Source organism: Pedobacter cryoconitis (assembly GCF_014200605.1).
Taxonomy (GTDB): domain Bacteria; phylum Bacteroidota; class Bacteroidia; order Sphingobacteriales; family Sphingobacteriaceae; genus Pedobacter; species Pedobacter cryoconitis_B.
Map to the genome: position 1 here is coordinate 17,145 of NZ_JACHCE010000013.1, position 17,872 is coordinate 35,016.

The window sequence follows — 17,872 nt, forward strand, 5'->3', positions numbered from 1 at the left end:
TCTTTTTATGTTTTTAATTTGTTAAAAAATCGAATCAATAGGGCTTCAACGGCTAAAAAAACAGCACACAAAACTAGGCAAAGTTTCCATAACTCTGTGTGGTTATTTTCCACAGCTTTAATTGACAAATCGCCCCCGGCTTTTGTCATATTTACTTTATTAGCCCCGAAAATATGTTCAAGAGCTTTGTCATCAGCATAATGCAGGTCTGATTCTGCAAGTCCCTGATTAAATGCATAGGTGCTTAACAAGGAGTCTGCTTTATATAATTCAAAAATCCCGGGTGCTTTAATCTGATCCGCGATATACAATAAGGTCTGCCCGGGAACCTGTCTGACTTCGGGAATAACTTCCTGTTTACCAGAAACTAACCGCAGCGACTGGTTTGGGTTCATTCTGACCGGAGCAGCAGATAAATAATTACTTTGACCAATTGTATAGTATAAAGGCTGTTCCTGTATGCTGGTTAAAGCAATTTTATAAAGCAAAGGAACAAAAACGGGGTGCTGAGGCAGGTTACTATCTTTGACATTTAACGAAGCCGCACTTAAATATAATTGCCCTGCTGCTAAGCGGTATTTACTAAAGAAAGGCTGGTTAAGCGGTAATCCCATTAAATCCTCTCTCCCACTTTTAGCAATTCCCGTGTATATAAAATGGCGGTTTACTCTGGGCAGATCCAGTTTGGCCGGAATCTCTTCGAAAACATCATTAAAAACTTTATTCTTCAATGCAATTGTACTCACGTTTACCGTATCCTTACTTAAGGTGATTTGCTGAGGAATTCCCAAAGCCTGTATAAAGGACGAATAAATAACTGGATTAACGTCCAGATCAGGAAAGATCACAACTGTACCTCCGTTTTTCATATACGTTTTCAATTCCTGGGCCAGACCGCTTGAAGGTGTTTTCAGACCAGAAAGTACAATCAGATTATACTGGTGAAAATCGGCATAGGTAATTGCCGGTTCTGGCATACTGCTGAGTTTGAAATAAGGGTCCGCTCCAAAAAGTGCATTGATATATTTCCCGGAGCTTTCTCCGGTAAGCTGTAAAATTTTCAATTCACTACTCACTTTAAAAGTAAAAGTCAGTTCATCATCAAAAGTGACCGGAAAATCTTTAATACTGATTTTTGCTTTTTGCCAGCCAGCCGATAATCCGCTAAAGCTTAAAGTATCCCTGACCGATTTACCTGCCGGGATATTTAACGTTGCCAATGCTCTTTGCTGATTATTAATCGTCAATTTTACTGGAATTCCTGAACTGGCATTGGCCGAGTAGTTACGTAACTGTACTACAAATTTCTCCTGATCACCCGGTTTATGCGCAGGAGATAAAGACCAGACAGAATCTACTGCAACATTAGGTATCGTGTTTGCATTTAACCTCACCAGGTTAATGGTATGCTTTGAATTAGTTTGAATAACCGATTTTCCGGCAAATTGCTGTTGAAAATCAGAGAGAATATAGTTGTACTGATTTCTTTTCCCCGCAGCTGTGTTATTGAGCCGGTTAATTACCTGCTGTAAATTGCGTTCTGCAGGAGAAATTTTAACTTCATCAATCAAATTAGTTAATTCCTCTAAATTAGCCAGGCGCTGATGCCGCCCTTCAAAATCGTTAGTCAATAGCTCAAATTTATCATTGAGCTGAAATTGTTTAGCTATTTCCTTTGCTTTACGTTTGGCTTCATCCAATAAAGACCCCTCCTTATTGACTGCTTCCATACTATAAGAATTATCAATATAAATCTGAACAAGACTTCCGTTTTCCAAAACGGCCGTTCCCGAAGACCAGTAGGGACGTGCAAAAGCAAGAACCAGAAAGATTACAGCTAATATCCGGCAGGCAAGAATCAACAAATTACGTAGTTTTTCTCTTGAAGAATGCTGTACTGTAACTGCCTTTAAGAAAGCGACATTGCTAAAATATATCTTCTTAAATTTTCGGAAATTAAATAAATGAATAAGGATAGGAATGGCTACCGCCAGCAGAGAAAAAAGAAAACCTGGGTAGAGGAAATTCATTAAAAACCAAAGGTATAAATTTTATTATATCATTCTGCAAAAAACAGAAATTTCGTAATTAAAACCAGGGATAATCAGAATCAGACAAAGGGGTGTTTTTAGCTAGGTTTTGCTAAGTACTATACCAGTACATAACGTAAAATGGCCAAAGATCCCCAATAAATGCTTACAGATATTTTTTCATCGCTGCATACAGATCGTCATCCAGCCCATAGACATCATTACGGTATTCAATTTTTCCGTTTTGAGCCCATGCAGTTTTATAATTGATAAATACAGAGATATTTTTCCTCGCACCAAACCATTTTGGTTTCAGCTGGAACACATTCAAAGTATCTGCTTTTTTTGCCAGTTTTTTCCTGAAAATCCCCATTTTGGTTGTATCCACAGGTGGCAGGTTGACTTCCATTCTCAACTGATCATATTCAGAATTACTGCTGACCATTTTCTCTGCAAACTCTAAAGGTCTTTCTACCCTTACACATCCGTGGCTTATTGCACGGCTGGCCAGGCTAAATGCCGATTTATTATTGGTATCATGCAGATAAATACTGGCCCCGTTATCAAACATAAATTTGAACTTGCCTAATGCATTTCCAGAGCCCGAACCCTGCTTAAACTGGAAAGGTAATTTCTCTCTTGAATATTTCCCCCACTGTATAGTATCCGTATCATTCACCAGTTTACCTTTATAATAAACTCTCATATTATTATTTGATAAATAATAAGGGTCTCTGCTGGCCTGATAATAAATCTCATTCTTAGCAATACTAACCGGAATATTCCAGACAGGGTTAACTTCGATAGCGCTGAATTTACTTAACAGAATTGGGGTCTGATGATTTTTAGGTTTATCATCCGGCGAATGAGTTTTAGCATAAACTTTCATTTTCTCATCATAAGCCTTTTCACGTCTTGCGCCTACACAAACTTTCATATGTGTCACTGTGTCCTGCTGTTTAAACCAGGTCAAAGAAAAATCAGGGATATTAACTTCAACATATTCTGAACTTAAACCCGGGATTTTCCATCTTGATCTTTCCATATTAACCTGGATAGCTTTAATGGCTACAGCATTACGGGAAGGATCTTTTTCCAGTTCAGCTAAGGTCTGCTGCAATACTTTATAGTTTTCCGTAACAGGCTGAATGTCTTTTAATAATTTAGACAGACTTTTTGTCTCCAGTACTGAATTCATCGCTGCGCTGTCTGGCCTGCTGGTAGTTACATAGTATCTATTGAGTACTTTTTTAGGAATTACACTGCCATAACCAACAAATGTGTCATATTTTAGCAGTGACGAAGCCGCCTGAAGTTCCAGATCGGCCAAAACAGGATAAACTTCACTGATATTTTTAAATTTATTAGCTGAAAGAGCCGTTAAAGATTGTGCAAGACCTTTATAGTGGAATATTTCAGGATTAAATCCATGTACTTTGCTATTTTCAAGATAACTTTTCAGGGTATCTAATTCCCCGTTTATGTAAAAGCGGGTAACCAGTAAATTTTTTCGGTCATTATTTGTATAAAAATTACCAATTACTTTAGGGTTACTTAATTTAGACTGTAAGGAATCAAGGTGACGGTTAAAAACTACATTATAGGCAGCGGTATCGAATTCTTTATAAAGTTTGTTCTTAAAATGTTCTGATAAGATCAGACCGACCTCCGGTGTAGTTTTAAACCAGTTACAGGACGATAAAAAGAGGCAAACAGGTAAAATTAGTATAAGTACTTTTTTCAAAATGAGCGGTATTTAATTAAATTCAGCATCTTAATCTGCTGTACGACCATGCTAATCAAATAAAATGCCATATATTTTTGATTTGTCAATTCTATCTATATATTTGTGAAAGTCAATGTGCAACGCATTATTGAATAGAGACATAAATTATGAACAATATTTTGAACCATCATTCGCATTTGTACCATCGCCAGTTATGGCGATAGATATTTAATGTTTTGTACTTCAAGACTTGTTTCCGAATTATTTTCCTGTTTCATTCAATAATTTCAATCAATTGAAAACACTTAAAATTGCTATCCAGAAATCTGGAAGGCTAAACGAAAAATCCGTAGAGATTCTTAAAAATTGTGGTTTATCATTCGAAAACTACAAAAGCTCATTAATATCAACTGTTACTAATTTTCCTTTGGAAATCTTATTTCTGAGAGATGATGACATTCCCGAATATGTTCAGGACGGTATTGCCGATCTGGGTATTGTTGGCGAGAATGTAATTACAGAAGTGAATGCTGATGTTACCTATCTTCAAAAATTAGGTTTCGGAAAATGCACCCTTAAAATTGCTGTTCCAAACGAAAGTGATATTACAGATGTCAGCGGGCTGGAAGGTAAAGCAATCGCTACTTCTTACCCGGTAATCCTGCAAAAATATCTGGATGATAATAAGGTAAATGCAGTAGTACGTACGATTTCAGGGTCTGTAGAAATCGGGCCTGGTCTGGGCTTAAGTGATGCTATCTGTGATATTGTATCTACAGGAGGGACTTTAAAAAGCAACGGTCTGAAACCATTTGGTGAAGTGATGAAATCTGAGGCTGTTCTGATTGCCAGCAAAGGCATGGAATTGAACGAAGATGTGATAGAGTTACTCCAGAGAATCCGCTCAGTACTGCGTGCTAAGGAGACAAAATATGTCGTACTGAATGTTGCCAAATCAAATCTTGAAAAAGTAGTGAGTTTACTTCCAGGTGTTAAAAGCCCTACGATCGTACCTCTTTTTGAAGAAGATTGGGTAGCTGTCCACTCGGTTATTGCAGAACAGGACTTCTGGGAAAAGATCAACAGCCTGAAAGCTGCTGGTGCAGAAGGAATTGTGGTCATGCCGATTGAAAAAATCATTTCATAGGCTCTCCTTATAATCACTTATTTTTTTTACAGTTAACCACTGGTTAGCATAAAAATATAAAACATTGAAACTCTATAAGTATACTGATTTATCTGAACAGCGTATCGAAGAACTCTGTTTAAGACAACTGGCTGATGATACGAGCATTGCGGAAAGTGTAAAAGATATTATCGGACAGGTAAAAACATCAGGAGATCAGGCACTGAAAGATTATGCTTTAGCTTTTGACAAAGTAAATCTGGATCAGCTTTTTATCACCAAAGAGGAAATCGCAAAGATTGCCTCGACCATACCTGATGATGCCCGGACCTCGATTGATACCGCTTATGCGAATATCAAAAAATTCCATGCAGCACAGCTGATTAAGGAAGCTAAGGTAGAAACCATGCCAGGAGTTTCCTGCTGGCGTGAGTCCAGGGCAATAGAACGTGTGGGTTTATATATTCCTGGTGGAACCGCTGTTTTACCCAGTACTTTTCTGATGCTTGGCATACCGGCAATCCTGGCAGGATGTAAAGAAATTGTGGTTTGTTCACCTCCTCAAAAAGACGGAAAAACCAATTGTTTTTTAGCTTACTGTGCCCAGCTTCTGGGTATTGAAAAGATCTTTCTGGCAGGTGGTGCCCAGGCCATCGCAGCGATGGCCTTTGGTACAGCAAGCGTACCGAAAGTCTATAAGATTTTTGGACCTGGAAACCGTTATGTGACCCAGGCTAAACAACAGGTCCTGGCCTCAGGTATGACGGCTATTGATATGCCTGCCGGTCCATCTGAAGTATTGGTTATTGCAGATGAAACCGCTAATCCTGCTTTTGTTGCCTCTGATCTTTTAGCACAGGCAGAACACGGAACAGATAGCCAGGCCATTTTAGTCTCCACATCCGAAACGCTCATTAATGAGACTATCAAACAAATTGAATCTCAGCTAAATGACCTGCCAAGGGCAGCTATTGCAGCTCAGGCTATCGCTAATTCTTATGCAATATTAGTTGAAAGCAAAACGCAGGCCATGGCTTTCAGTAATACCTATGCACCGGAACACTTAATTTTGGCTACAGATAATTATCAGGAACTAATCCCTGAGATTATCAATGCAGGTTCTGTTTTTCTAGGTAACCTGACTCCTGAAAGTGCCGGCGATTATGCCTCAGGTACAAACCATACTTTACCAACCAGTGGTTTTGCCAAAGCTTATTCTGGCGTTTCTATTGATTCTTTTATCAAGAAAATCACCTTTCAGCATATCAGCCCTCAGGGTTTGGCAGCTATAGGCCCCACAGTTGAAGTTCTTGCAGCCGCAGAAGGGCTGCAGGCACACAAAAATGCAATCACCATTCGTTTAAAATCATCAGATGGATATTAAAAACCTACAACGCGAAAACATCAAAACCCTTCGCCCCTACTCTACCGCCAGAGATGAGTATAAAGGTCAGGCGAGCGTGTTTTTAGATGCAAATGAAAATAGCTATGGTTCTCCTTTACCGGAAAACTTTAACCGTTATCCTGATCCTCTGCAACTGGATCTCAAAGATGCAATCAGCAAAATAAAAGGCGTACCTATTGAAAATACTTTTTTAGGAAATGGCAGCGACGAAGCCATAGATCTTTTATTCCGCGCTTTCTGTAATCCGGGAAAGGACAACGTTATTATATTACCGCCTACTTATGGCATGTATGAGGTTTCCGCAAATATCAATGATGTAGAAATCCGCAAAGTGAATTTATTGCCAAATTTCCAGTTAGACCTGGAAGGTATAGCAGAAGCAATCGATGAAAATACAAAGCTGATTTTTATCTGCTCACCAAATAACCCAACCGGGAATTCTATTGTCCGTACAGATATTGAGACTGTATTAGCCAATTTCAACGGATTGGTTATCATTGATGAAGCCTATATTAATTTTGCTAAACAACGTACTTTCATCCAGGAATTAACTGAATACCCACAACTGGTTGTTTTACAGACTTTCTCGAAAGCCTGGGGACTTGCAGGTTTAAGATTGGGTATGGCTTTCGCTTCCAGCATCATTATTGACATTCTGAATAAGGTAAAAGCACCTTATAATATCAGTCAGTCTACACAGGACCTGGCATTGGCAGCGCTCCAAAATATTGGACAGGTCAATGAGTGGATTAAAACTACCGTGGCAGAAAGAGAACTTTTAAGTAAATCATTACTGGAATTAGCTATGGTCAAAAAGGTTTATCCTTCTGATGCGAATTTTATTCTGGCACAGGTAGATGATGCAAATGCCACTTATGACGCCCTGGTTGACCGTGGAATCATTGTCCGCAACCGTGCAAAAGTGACCTTATGTGAAGGCTGCCTGAGAATTACTGTTGGAACTCCAGCAGAAAACGAAATACTATTAACTGCTTTAAAATCGTTAACTAACTAGACATGAAGAACATACTTTTCATAGACCGCGATGGTACACTGATTACAGAACCAGAAGATGAACAGGTAGATTCATTTGCCAAACTGAAATTCTACCCAAGATCTTTATATTATATGGCTAAAATAGCCTCAGAACTGGATTTTGAACTGGTGATGGTAACTAACCAGGATGGTTTGGGTACGGACTCACATCCGGAAGTTAATTTCTGGCCTATACACAATCTTGTGCTGGATACTTTTGCAGGTGAAGGCGTAGTTTTTTCGGAAGTCATTATTGATAAAACTTTTGCCCATGAGAATGCTCCTACCCGTAAGCCAAATACTGGTTTATTACAGCATTTTCTGACTGGCGACTATGATCTGGCAGGTTCTTTTGTGATCGGGGACCGTCTTAATGATGTGGTACTGGCTAAAAATCTGGGTGCAAAAGCAATATGGTTAAGGAATAATGATACACTGGGATCGGCAGAAATGCTGGATAAAGCAGAAACACTGACCTCGGTTATCGCCCTGCAAACTCAAAACTGGGTAGATATTTACACTTTTCTAAGTGCAGGAAGCAGACAATTTCACCATATCAGAAAAACTAACGAAACTGATATTGAGATTGAGCTTAACCTTGACGGAACAGGAAAAGCTAAAATAGAAACCGGCCTGAACTTCTTTAACCATATGTTAGATCAGATTGCCCGTCATGGCGGCGTAGATTTAAATATCATCGCCAAAGGCGATTTACATATTGATGAACACCATACAGTTGAAGATACCGGAATTGCACTTGGCGAGGCTTTTGCAAAAGCTATAGGCAACAAACTGGGCTTAGAACGTTATGGTTTTTGTTTACCAATGGATGATTGCCTGGCACAGGTGGCTATTGATTTTGGAGGCAGGAACTGGATTGTATGGGATGCAGAATTTAAACGTGAAAAAGTAGGTGATGTACCTACAGAGATGTTTTATCATTTCTTCAAATCGTTTAGTGATGCCGCAAAGTGTAACCTCAATATTAAAGCTGAGGGAGACAATGAGCATCATAAAATTGAATCTATTTTTAAGGCCTTTGCAAAAGCAATTAAAATGGCGATCAAAAGAGATGCAGAAAAGTTAGTTTTACCAAGTACAAAAGGCTTACTATAAAATGATAGGAATAGTTAATTACGGTGCAGGAAATATCTTCTCTCTGACCTCGGCTTTATCAAGGTTAGGGCTAAGTTATGGAATGATCAACACGGAACAGGATTTTGAGCAGTATACACATATCATTATCCCTGGTGTAGGACATGCAGGTGCAGCTATGGAGAAATTAAACCAAACCGGACTGGTAGAGTCTATCAGACAATTAAAGAAACCAGTTTTGGGAATTTGTGTTGGCATGCAGTTGCTCACTTCACATTCTCAGGAAGGTGATGCAGAACTGATGAATATTATTCCGCTCGAAACAAAACTATTTGATAAAGAACTTGGTATTAAAATCCCTCATATGGGATGGAATAACATTGAAATCAAAAACAATTTACTATTCGAAGGTGTTGAAAATCAGACACAATTTTACTTTGTGCATTCGTACTTTATTGAATATAACGCTATTTTTGAGATAGCGACTGCGAACTATGGCCTGCAGTATGCTGCAGCTATACAGAAAGATAACTTTTACGGGGTACAGTTTCACCCTGAAAAATCTGGTGCCGCAGGTGAACAACTATTATTGAATTTTTCAAAATTAAACTAACAAGATGTACATTATCCCCGCTATAGATATTTTAGATGGTAAAGTGGTCCGCCTGAGAGAAGGCGACTACAATCAGAAGACAGTATATGATGTCTCAATTGCTGAAATGATTGAAACTTATAAGTCTAATGGTACCGAATTTATACATATCATTGATTTAAATGGTGCTAAAGGAGATTTTAGCAACCAGAATGAGCTTTTTGATATTATCAAAAAAACAGATATGCGTGTGCAGTACGGCGGTGGTATCCGCACTATTGCACAGGTGACTAATCTGCTTGATGCAGGTATACACAGAGTTATTGTAGGTACACAAGCCATTACCAATCCAGATTTCCTGGCCGATTTAAGTAAAGAAGTAGGTAAGAAATATGATTACGCAAACCGTATTGTGATTGCTATTGACGTACTTGATGAAGTAATTAAATATTCAGGATGGATGGAAAGCTCACCTATCAAATTAATGGATTATGTTGATAAATGTCTTCAACTGGGATTTTTCAGATTCTTATGTACGGATATTAACAAAGATGGTAAACTAGGTGGTGCGGCTGTAGATTTATATAAAAAACTACTGGAACATTCTCCTTTTATCAAATTGATCGCCTCTGGTGGAATCAGTTCAATGGAAGATATCGAAGAGCTGGCAAAACTGGAAATCAGATCCTGCGTTGTAGGAAAGGCAATCTATGAGAACCGTATTACTATTGAAGAGATCAAAGAATGGAACCTTAAAGCGATGACATCTTTATAACCGATGTTAAGCAAACGTATAATTCCATGTCTGGACGTCAAAGACGGAAGGACAGTTAAGGGCGTTAATTTTGTAGATCTCAAAGATGCCGGTGATCCTGTTGAACTGGCCTGGCAATATGCACAGCAAGGTGCCGATGAGCTTGTATTTCTGGATATTACTGCGACCAACGAACGTCGTAAGACAATGATCGAAATGGTGAAATCAGTAGCCAGACAGCTCAATATCCCTTTTACTATTGGTGGAGGAATTACCAGCATTGCTGATGCAGAGGCTTTACTGAATGCAGGAGCTGACAAGATCAGTATCAATTCTGCAGCAGTTAAAAATCCGCAGTTAATTGCAGATCTGGCTAAGGTATTCGGGGTACAATTTGTGGTGGTTGCTGTAGATACGAAGCTGGTTGAGGGTAGAAATATGGTGCATTTGAATGGCGGCCGGCTAATTACAGCACTTGAAACCGAACACTGGATTAAACAGGCAGAAGAATCGGGGGCGGGAGAAATACTCCTAACTTCAATGGATCATGATGGTACCAAACAGGGTTTCGATTGTCAACTGCTTGATAGTATCAGTAAAATGATTAATATCCCCGTAATCGCCTCTGGTGGTGCCGGCAAGATTGAACATTTCACAGAAGTTTTTACCACAACAGGTGTTGACGCTGCATTGGCGGCATCGGTATTTCATTTCGGTGAAATCCCTATCCCTCACCTGAAAAAAGAATTAAAAAAACACAACATACCAGTAAGGTTATGAATATAGATTTTGAGAAAACCGATGGACTGGTTCCTGTAATTATTCAGGATATACAGACATTGGAAGTGTTAATGCTGGGTTATATGAACCAGGAAGCCTGGACTAAGACACAGCAGGAAGGGAAAGTGACTTTTTATTCCCGCTCTAAAAGCCGTTTATGGACTAAAGGAGAAGAAAGCGGTAACTTTTTATATGTCAAAGAAACACATATTGATTGCGATAAAGACACAATATTAATTAAGGTTACTCCGGTAGGACCAACCTGTCATACAGGAAGCAGAAGCTGTTTCAAAACGAACTTTAATCAGAATTTCATCTTTGAACTGGAGAAAATTATCCATGACAGATATGACAATCCTACGGAAGAATCTTATGTCAATAAACTGCGCAAAAAAGGATTGAATAAAATAGCGCAGAAAGTTGGAGAAGAAGGGGTTGAAACGGTGATTGCTGCATTGAATGAAACTGATGTTGATTTTGTCAATGAAAGCTCTGATTTAATCTTTCACTTATTGGTTTTATTAAGAGAAAAGGGCAAAACGCTTTCTGATATAGGTGTAAACCTGGAAAGCAGACATCGCTAATATTGATTTATGCTGAAACATTTAAGATCTCTTAGTGGTCATCAAAACCCTGTTTATGCTTTGGCGAACGCTGCAAAAGCAGGATTTTTTTTTACTGGTGGAAATGATAAAGGTGTAGTGGAGTGGTCATTGGAAAAGATGTCATTTTCAAAGGTGCTGATGCCTGTAAAAACTTCTGTTTATAGCCTGCATCAATATGAAAACCTGCTTTTTGCAGGTCAGAGAAGTGGTGAATTGAGTATATATGACCTCAGTAAGCAAGAGGTCACTGCTAATTTCCAGGCACATGAGAAACCGGTATTTGATATTGTTACTATCCCGGCAAAACAAGAGTTTTTAACAGCGAGTGAAGATGGTACGGTTGGGGTATGGTCATTAACTGATCTGTCTTTACTTTACCGGATCAGGGTTTCTGCAGATACGGTAAGGGCTATTGCTGTCAGTCCTGATGGTCTAAACACTGCTTTTGGCTGTAAAGATGGAGCAATACGGATTTATGACCTGACAGACTATAGCCTGTTACATATATTGAAACAGCATACTTTGCCGGTTACTTCGGTTCAGTATGCCCCGGATGGGAAGTACCTGATCTCTGGCGGAAGGGACGCTCAGCTAAATTTCTGGTCATTGCCAGATTATCAGTTGCAGCATACTATTCCTGCTCATTTATTCAGTATTTATGGGATTGCATTCCATCCTTCCCTACCTTATTTTGCGACCATCAGCCAGGATAAAAGTATCAAATTATGGGGAAGCGACGATTTGAAGCTCTATAAGATCCTGAGTATTGAAAAAAATACGCATGGTCATACGCATTCCATCAATAAAGTGATATGGAGTGAAGATGGCAAATATTTATTAACCACCGGTGATGATAAACTCGTTATCGTGTGGGAATGGGATCTATAAATCTTTTAATAATCCTGAGCTTGTGGCTATATCGTCCGAGTTCAGGATTATAAATCCCTTCATCATCAATCGGGTCAATCCTTACTTTTCCTGAGGCATGAATAATCTGATTCGCATTCAGCATTATACCTACATGAATAATTTTACCGTCTGCATTGTCAAAAAAGGCAAGATCTCCGGTTTGTGCTTCGGGTAGAAAATTAACTGTTATACCTTGTTCTGCCTGCTGTGAGGCATCTCTTTTTATCCTGATGCCTGCAAGTTTAAAAACTGTCTGTACATATCCTGAACAATCAATGCCAAATAACGTACGTCCGCCCCATAAATAAGGTGCATTCTGAAAAAACAAGGCTGATGCTGCAAGATCGGTTCCACTAACCTGTGCTTTTGTTTGATGAGGTTCAAATGAAACCTGAAATTTTTCTTTCCCTAATTCACAGACACCATCTTTATAAGCAGGCAGATTACTTGAAGCAGCTAAATAATAGATACTTCCGTCTGCTGCAATGACTTTATTAAGGGTTCCTAATGGTACTAATGTCTGCTGATTCCGGCTCAGGTGGAACTCCGGCTCAGTAATTTCTATGAGCTGTTTAAAGTCTATCCATCCTTCATAATCATCATAAGCATTACGGATTTTCCACCAGGGTTCTGCTTTTTCTAAAACTTCTACCTGATCTCCAAACAATAATTGGGTCGTAATTTCTGCTTTATCAGTCTGTGATGCCCTTACCGGTGCTACCGAGACCCTGCAAACTGCAAATGTTTGTTCCATAATGGGATAAAATTAGCCTTAATAGCTTAAACTGCTATAAAAGTAAACATAGTATTTTATAAAAGCACAGGATAAACATTTGATTCATAAAATTGTTATAGAGGTATTGCATTCATTAACGCAGAAAAAATTATGAACCTCAAGAAGATATTAATCGCAGTAGACAATAGCACATGCTCAGAAAAAGCAGCAAAAACGGGCTATGAGCTAGCTAAGAATTTTGGCGCAGAGGTAGCCCTGGTCAATATCATTGAACCTATGCCGGCAACTATGAATCAGGACCTGACATTAGCCCCGGTTTTTCTGGAAAGTTATGATAACAGCGAAGAGCATAGCCACCAGTTACTAAAAGAAATGGAGAACACTTACGGTAATGGAATAAAAACTACTTATCTGAGTGTGGTAGATACCGCAGCACATGGTATCATTCAGCAATCGGATGAATGGGGATCAGATCTGATTGTGATCGGCACTTACGGCAGAACCGGTCTTTATCACTTTTTAATGGGAAGTGTCGCGGAGCATGTAGCCAGAAAATCGGCTTGCCCGGTATTGATCATTCCAAATAAGGCAGATGTATAATATAACAGAAAAGGACGCAAATGCGTCCTTTTCTGTTATATATAAGTTTAAAGAACTAGTTTTCCTGATGTAACCAGGCTTTTTTCTTTAATAATTCTTCTTCAGTTTCACGGATATCTTCATCATCCACGCAACAATCTACCGGGCACACTGCCGCACACTGAGGTTCATCATGAAACCCTTTACATTCTGTACATTTATCGGAAACGATATAATATACCTCATCGGAAACTGCTTCCTGAGACGCACCAGCATCTACTTCCTGATCACCAAAATCGATGATACCATTTAAATTGGTTCCATCAGAAAATCTCCAGGCTGTACCTGCGTCATAAATTGCATTATTTGGGCATTCAGGCTCACATGCTCCGCAATTAATACATTCGTCTGTTATTTTAATAGCCATGTCTTCGTATAAATCTATTTGCTAAAGTTACCTTTGCCTTGCAAATATAACATTTATACTTTAAAATTAATCAAAGCATGCCAATCCTAACCGCTGAAAAGTTAATTATTGCATTCCATAAACTAAGTGATTTCTTAAATCAGCCCGGTGATGAATTTAATAACACTATTGATTCAGCACCTAATCATAATGCATGGTTCACTGTAACTGAGGTAAAAAGATCTTTATCTTCCCTGCAGGAAATGCTTAATCAGAATGCCCTGGAAAAATGGTTTGAACAAATTACTGTTAGCCAAAACCCTAAAAAAGTGGGATTAATCCTTGCTGGAAATATTCCGCTGGTAGGTTTCCACGATATTATATCTGTTCTGGCTACGGGAAATATAGCAGTGATCAAACTTTCTTCTTCTGATAACCAGTTATTGCCAGCATTGCTTAAACAACTGGTTCTTTTTGAACCGCTTTTAGCCGACAGGATCATTTATGCAGAAAGATTGAAAGATTTTGATGCTATCATTGCTACAGGAAGCAACAATACATCCAGATATTTTGATTACTATTTTGGTAAAGTACCTAATATCATCAGAAAAAACAGGAATAGTATTGCCGTATTAGATGGTAATGAAAGTATAGATGATATCAAATTGCTTGGTCATGATATTTTTGATTATTTCGGTCTGGGCTGCAGAAATGTTTCCAAAATATATATACCGGAAGATTATGACATCAAAAACTTCTTTGAACCTTTAGAAGGGTTTCAGGATATTATCAATCACTTCAAATTCAATAATAATTACGATTATAATAAATCTATTTACCTGGTAAACACGGTTCAGCATTTTGATAACGGCTTTTTATTATTAAAAGAAGATGAAGGACTTTGCTCCCCTCTTGCTGTTTTATTCTTTGAGAAATATAAAACACCCGATGAACTGACAGTAAAACTAAAAGGCATGCAGGATAGTATCCAGTGTGTGGTTACTCATACAGCTATCCAGCTGGATGCAGAGTCGGTGACATTTGGTCAGAGTCAGCATCCAGCTTTATGGGATTATGCCGATAATGTGAATACAATCAGCTTTCTGAATCAGTTGTAGATACTAAGCAGCCCCGGAGCCCGTTTAAATTTATAGTTATTTCCAGCTACAAATTTAAACGGGCCCTTATTTTATCATTCTGAAACACTATTTTTGAACAAAATGTATGTAATCAAAGTAAAAGGCATAGCCAAGATTCCGGATTATGTCCAGCTGAGGGATGATAAATTCACTTTGCTGGCTTATTTCAGGGTAGACAGGCCTGATAAATCACTGGATAAATTAGGTTTGGGCGATAAGCTGCCTTATATTATGGATATGGTAAAAGATTTACCATTTGGTCAGATTGCAAAATTAGATATTTAAGACATGGCAGGAAACGCAGTTATAAATTTAAAGAACGTAGATGTATTTCAACAAAAACACCTTGTACTCTCTAATGTTAATCTTAACATAGACAAAGGTGAATTTGTATTTCTGATCGGACAAACCGGATCTGGAAAAAGCAGTTTATTGAAAATCATCTATGGTGAACTTCATATTGGTAATGGTGAGGGAGAGATTGCAGGTTTCGACCTTAAAAAATTAGCCGAAAGGGATGTTCCTTATCTGCGCAGAAAATTAGGGATCGTATTCCAGGATTTTCAGTTACTGACAGACCGCACTATTGAAAAGAACCTTGATTTCGTCTTGAAAGCTACAGGCTGGAAAGATAAAAAACTAATCGAAGAACGGATTAAGGATGTATTGGAAAAAGTTGGTTTACGTTCAAAAATCAGAAAAATGCCGCATGAGCTTTCTGGTGGTGAACAACAGCGTGTAGTAATTGCCCGCTCTTTATTAAATAACCCGGATATTATCCTTGCTGATGAGCCTACAGGAAATTTAGATCCTGAAACTTCTGAAGAAATCGTTTTGCTGCTGAAACAAATCAGCCAGAGCGGTACAGCCGTACTAATGGCTACGCATGATTATCATATTATACGTACCCTGCCTTCCCGCATTATCAAATGTGAAGCAGGTATTGTGCATGATGATGCAACGATAAACTAAGTTCTGTCTCAAACAGACTGACCATTCCTGACAAAATAATTCCTTTTCAGCCATTCTGTACAGTCTTGTTCAAACAAAACTGACAGCATGGCTGATATATTTCATTGGCAAACCTTTTGAGTTTGCATCATAAAATTCTACTATAGCATGTTTAGCAAGAAGAAAACAAACGATACAGAAAATCCTATTACGGAAAATACTGCTGAAGAGCAGTTGAACACAGAGCTTACAGATGACGCGAATGCGGATACTATCACAGAACCTGTTGTGGAAATCTCTGCTGAAGAGCAATTGAAACTTGATAACGCAGCATTAAATGACAAATATCTTCGTCTTTTTGCCGAGTTTGATAATTTCAAGAGACGTACACAAAAAGAGCGTGTTGAGCTTTTACAGACTGCTGGTAAGGATGTAATTGTTTCTATGCTTCCTGTTCTGGATGATTTTGACCGCGCAAATAAAGCGACTGAAAATGCTACTGATATCAGTGCAATCCGTGAAGGTATCCAATTGGTACATACCAAACTGAAAAGCATTCTGAGCCAGAAAGGCTTAAAAGAAATGGAAAGTATCAATTTAGCTTTTGATACAGACCACCATGAAGCAATCACTAAAGTTCCTGCACCAACTGAAGAGTTGAAAGGAAAAGTTATAGATGAATTAGAAAAAGGATACACTTTAAATGACAAAGTTATACGCTTTGCAAAAGTAGTTGTAGGTAGTTAATTATGAGTAAGAGAGATTATTACGATATCCTTGGTGTAAGCAAAAGTTCTTCTCCGGAAGAAATCAAGAAAGCTTACAGAAAGCTGGCGATTAAATTCCATCCGGACAAAAACCCTGATGACCATACTGCTGAGGATAAATTTAAGGAAGCTGCTGAAGCTTACGAGATTTTAAGTAACCCGGAGAAAAAACAACGCTATGATCATTATGGTCATGCAGGCGTTGGAGGAGCTTCGGGCGGCGGTGGCGGTTATGGCGGCGGCGGCATGAACATGGAAGATATTTTCAGCCAGTTTGGTGATATCTTTGGTAATGGCGGCGGCGGCGGCAGTCCTTTCGATAGCTTTTTTGGCGGACAGCAGCAACGCAGCAGCGGCAGACGGGTAGCTAAGGGTTCTAATCTTCGTATTAAAGTCAAACTTACCCTTGAAGAAATCGCGCATGGCGCAGAGAAAAAAATAAAGGTTAATAAACAAATCGTTTGTAAAACCTGTGATGGTTCCGGAGCTAAGGACAAATCTTCTATCAGCACTTGTAAAACTTGTGGTGGCAGTGGCTCTGTGCGCAGAGTAACCAATACCATTTTAGGCCAGATGCAGACTACCTCTACCTGCCCTACCTGTAACGGCGCAGGTTCACAGATCACTTCTAAATGTACGTCATGTCATGGTGAAGGAACTGTACGTGGTGAAGAAACGATTACGATCAATATTCCTGCAGGTGTAAGTGATGGTATGCAATTAAGCATGAGCGGAAAAGGTAATGCAGCGCCTAATGGTGGTATCCCTGGTGATCTGATCATTCTGATTGAAGAAATCCCTCATGAAACATTGAAACGTGAAGGGAACAATATCGTTTATGATTTGCACTTAAGTATCATTGATGCTGCTTTAGGTTATAGTGCCGAAGTACCAACAATTGATGGTAAAGCCAAAATCAAAATCGAACCGGGTACACAAAGCGGAAAATTATTACGCCTGAAAGGCAAAGGTATTCCTGAAGTGAATTCTTATCACCGTGGTGATCAGATTATCCATGTGAATATCTGGACTCCAAAGGCCCTGAGCAGTGAAGAACGGAATATGCTGGAGAAACTACGTGAATCTCCAAATTTCAAACCTCAGCCAGGTAAAAATGACAAGAGTTTCTTTGAAAAAATGAAAGAATACTTCGAGTAAAATAAATAAAAAGAGAAGACAGGCTGTATCCCAAAGATGCAGCCTGTTTTTTTATGTCAAAACTTTGCTCCCGGGCTGT

The 17,872-nt window shown here is 38.8% G+C and carries 19 protein-coding genes; 15 read left to right on the top strand and 4 right to left on the bottom strand.

Translation table 11 applies throughout. The features are described from left to right. Positions 1 to 5: 5 nt before the first annotated feature. Entirely contained in the window at positions 6 to 2,030 is a 2,025-nt protein-coding gene (locus HDE68_RS25290; protein WP_183885328.1) for a vWA domain-containing protein, read from the bottom strand. 166 nt (positions 2,031 to 2,196) lie between these two features. Continuing rightward, positions 2,197 to 3,774, bottom strand: a complete 1,578-nt coding sequence (locus HDE68_RS25295) for a L,D-transpeptidase family protein (RefSeq protein ID WP_183885330.1) — start codon at positions 3,772 to 3,774, stop codon at positions 2,197 to 2,199. Positions 3,775 to 4,051: 277 nt separating this feature from the next. Here HDE68_RS25295 and hisG point away from each other — a divergent pair, with 277 nt between their 5' ends. From hisG to HDE68_RS25340, 9 genes are all read left to right on the top strand, one after another. After that, positions 4,052 to 4,903 carry an ATP phosphoribosyltransferase gene (gene hisG / locus HDE68_RS25300; protein WP_183885332.1) on the top strand — a complete coding sequence of 284 codons (852 nt, stop codon included), beginning with the start codon at positions 4,052 to 4,054 and terminating at the stop codon, positions 4,901 to 4,903. A gap of 64 nt (positions 4,904 to 4,967) precedes the next feature. Continuing rightward, the gene (hisD, locus tag HDE68_RS25305) at positions 4,968 to 6,266 is read left to right on the top strand and encodes a histidinol dehydrogenase (protein ID WP_183885333.1); all 1,299 of its coding nucleotides are present in this window, start codon (positions 4,968 to 4,970) and stop codon (positions 6,264 to 6,266) included. Next, complete coding sequence (hisC, locus tag HDE68_RS25310) at positions 6,256 to 7,302, top strand: histidinol-phosphate transaminase (RefSeq protein ID WP_183885335.1); 1,047 nt, start codon at positions 6,256 to 6,258, stop codon at positions 7,300 to 7,302. Before hisD ends, hisC begins: the two co-directional genes overlap by 11 nt. Before the next feature lie 2 nt (positions 7,303 to 7,304). Continuing rightward, the gene (hisB, locus tag HDE68_RS25315; RefSeq protein ID WP_183885338.1) at positions 7,305 to 8,438 is read left to right on the top strand and encodes a bifunctional histidinol-phosphatase/imidazoleglycerol-phosphate dehydratase HisB; all 1,134 of its coding nucleotides are present in this window, start codon (positions 7,305 to 7,307) and stop codon (positions 8,436 to 8,438) included. 1 nt (position 8,439) lies between these two features. Beyond that, the gene (hisH, locus tag HDE68_RS25320; protein WP_183885340.1) at positions 8,440 to 9,030 is read left to right on the top strand and encodes an imidazole glycerol phosphate synthase subunit HisH; all 591 of its coding nucleotides are present in this window, start codon (positions 8,440 to 8,442) and stop codon (positions 9,028 to 9,030) included. A 4-nt stretch (positions 9,031 to 9,034) separates the two neighbouring features. Then, positions 9,035 to 9,784: a 1-(5-phosphoribosyl)-5-[(5-phosphoribosylamino)methylideneamino]imidazole-4-carboxamide isomerase gene (gene hisA, locus HDE68_RS25325; protein ID WP_183885342.1), complete on the top strand. Its 750-nt coding sequence runs from the start codon at positions 9,035 to 9,037 to the stop codon at positions 9,782 to 9,784. Between the two features lie 3 nt (positions 9,785 to 9,787). Next, positions 9,788 to 10,543 (top strand): imidazole glycerol phosphate synthase subunit HisF, encoded by a 756-nt coding sequence (gene hisF, locus HDE68_RS25330; protein WP_183885344.1) that lies wholly within the window; start codon positions 9,788 to 9,790, stop codon positions 10,541 to 10,543. After that, positions 10,540 to 11,127, top strand: a complete 588-nt coding sequence (gene hisIE / locus HDE68_RS25335) for a bifunctional phosphoribosyl-AMP cyclohydrolase/phosphoribosyl-ATP diphosphatase HisIE (protein ID WP_183885346.1) — start codon at positions 10,540 to 10,542, stop codon at positions 11,125 to 11,127. The genes hisF and hisIE overlap by 4 nt, the downstream gene beginning before the upstream one ends. A gap of 9 nt (positions 11,128 to 11,136) precedes the next feature. Further along, on the top strand, positions 11,137 to 12,036 hold the full coding sequence (locus HDE68_RS25340) for a WD40 repeat domain-containing protein (RefSeq protein ID WP_183885348.1): 900 nt from the start codon (positions 11,137 to 11,139) through the stop codon (positions 12,034 to 12,036). Here HDE68_RS25340 and HDE68_RS25345 read toward each other — a convergent pair. Beyond that, positions 12,011 to 12,811 carry a C40 family peptidase gene (locus HDE68_RS25345; protein ID WP_183885350.1) on the bottom strand — a complete coding sequence of 267 codons (801 nt, stop codon included), beginning with the start codon at positions 12,809 to 12,811 and terminating at the stop codon, positions 12,011 to 12,013. The genes HDE68_RS25340 and HDE68_RS25345 overlap by 26 nt on opposite strands. Before the next feature lie 132 nt (positions 12,812 to 12,943). Between HDE68_RS25345 and HDE68_RS25350 the strand changes: the two genes are divergently transcribed. After that, positions 12,944 to 13,393: a universal stress protein gene (locus HDE68_RS25350; RefSeq protein WP_183885352.1), complete on the top strand. Its 450-nt coding sequence runs from the start codon at positions 12,944 to 12,946 to the stop codon at positions 13,391 to 13,393. Between the two features lie 55 nt (positions 13,394 to 13,448). Here HDE68_RS25350 and HDE68_RS25355 read toward each other — a convergent pair whose 3' ends face one another. Further along, positions 13,449 to 13,799: a 4Fe-4S dicluster domain-containing protein gene (locus HDE68_RS25355; RefSeq protein WP_111633719.1), complete on the bottom strand. Its 351-nt coding sequence runs from the start codon at positions 13,797 to 13,799 to the stop codon at positions 13,449 to 13,451. A gap of 77 nt (positions 13,800 to 13,876) precedes the next feature. Here HDE68_RS25355 and HDE68_RS25360 point away from each other — a divergent pair, with 77 nt between their 5' ends. The 5 genes from HDE68_RS25360 (at position 13,877) to dnaJ (ending at position 17,793) form a co-directional block, all read left to right on the top strand. Further along, entirely contained in the window at positions 13,877 to 14,896 is a 1,020-nt protein-coding gene (locus HDE68_RS25360) for an acyl-CoA reductase (RefSeq protein WP_183885354.1), read from the top strand. Positions 14,897 to 14,998: 102 nt separating this feature from the next. Next, a complete protein-coding gene (locus HDE68_RS25365; protein WP_183885356.1) occupies positions 14,999 to 15,202 on the top strand; it encodes a fructose-6-phosphate aldolase in 204 nt (67 codons plus the stop codon). Positions 15,203 to 15,205: 3 nt separating this feature from the next. Further along, positions 15,206 to 15,889, top strand: a complete 684-nt coding sequence (locus tag HDE68_RS25370; protein WP_183885358.1) for a cell division ATP-binding protein FtsE — start codon at positions 15,206 to 15,208, stop codon at positions 15,887 to 15,889. Positions 15,890 to 16,036: 147 nt separating this feature from the next. Next, entirely contained in the window at positions 16,037 to 16,615 is a 579-nt protein-coding gene (locus HDE68_RS25375) for a nucleotide exchange factor GrpE (RefSeq protein WP_183885360.1), read from the top strand. A 2-nt stretch (positions 16,616 to 16,617) separates the two neighbouring features. Then, positions 16,618 to 17,793: a molecular chaperone DnaJ gene (dnaJ, locus tag HDE68_RS25380; RefSeq protein ID WP_183885362.1), complete on the top strand. Its 1,176-nt coding sequence runs from the start codon at positions 16,618 to 16,620 to the stop codon at positions 17,791 to 17,793. Positions 17,794 to 17,872 lie beyond the last annotated feature (79 nt).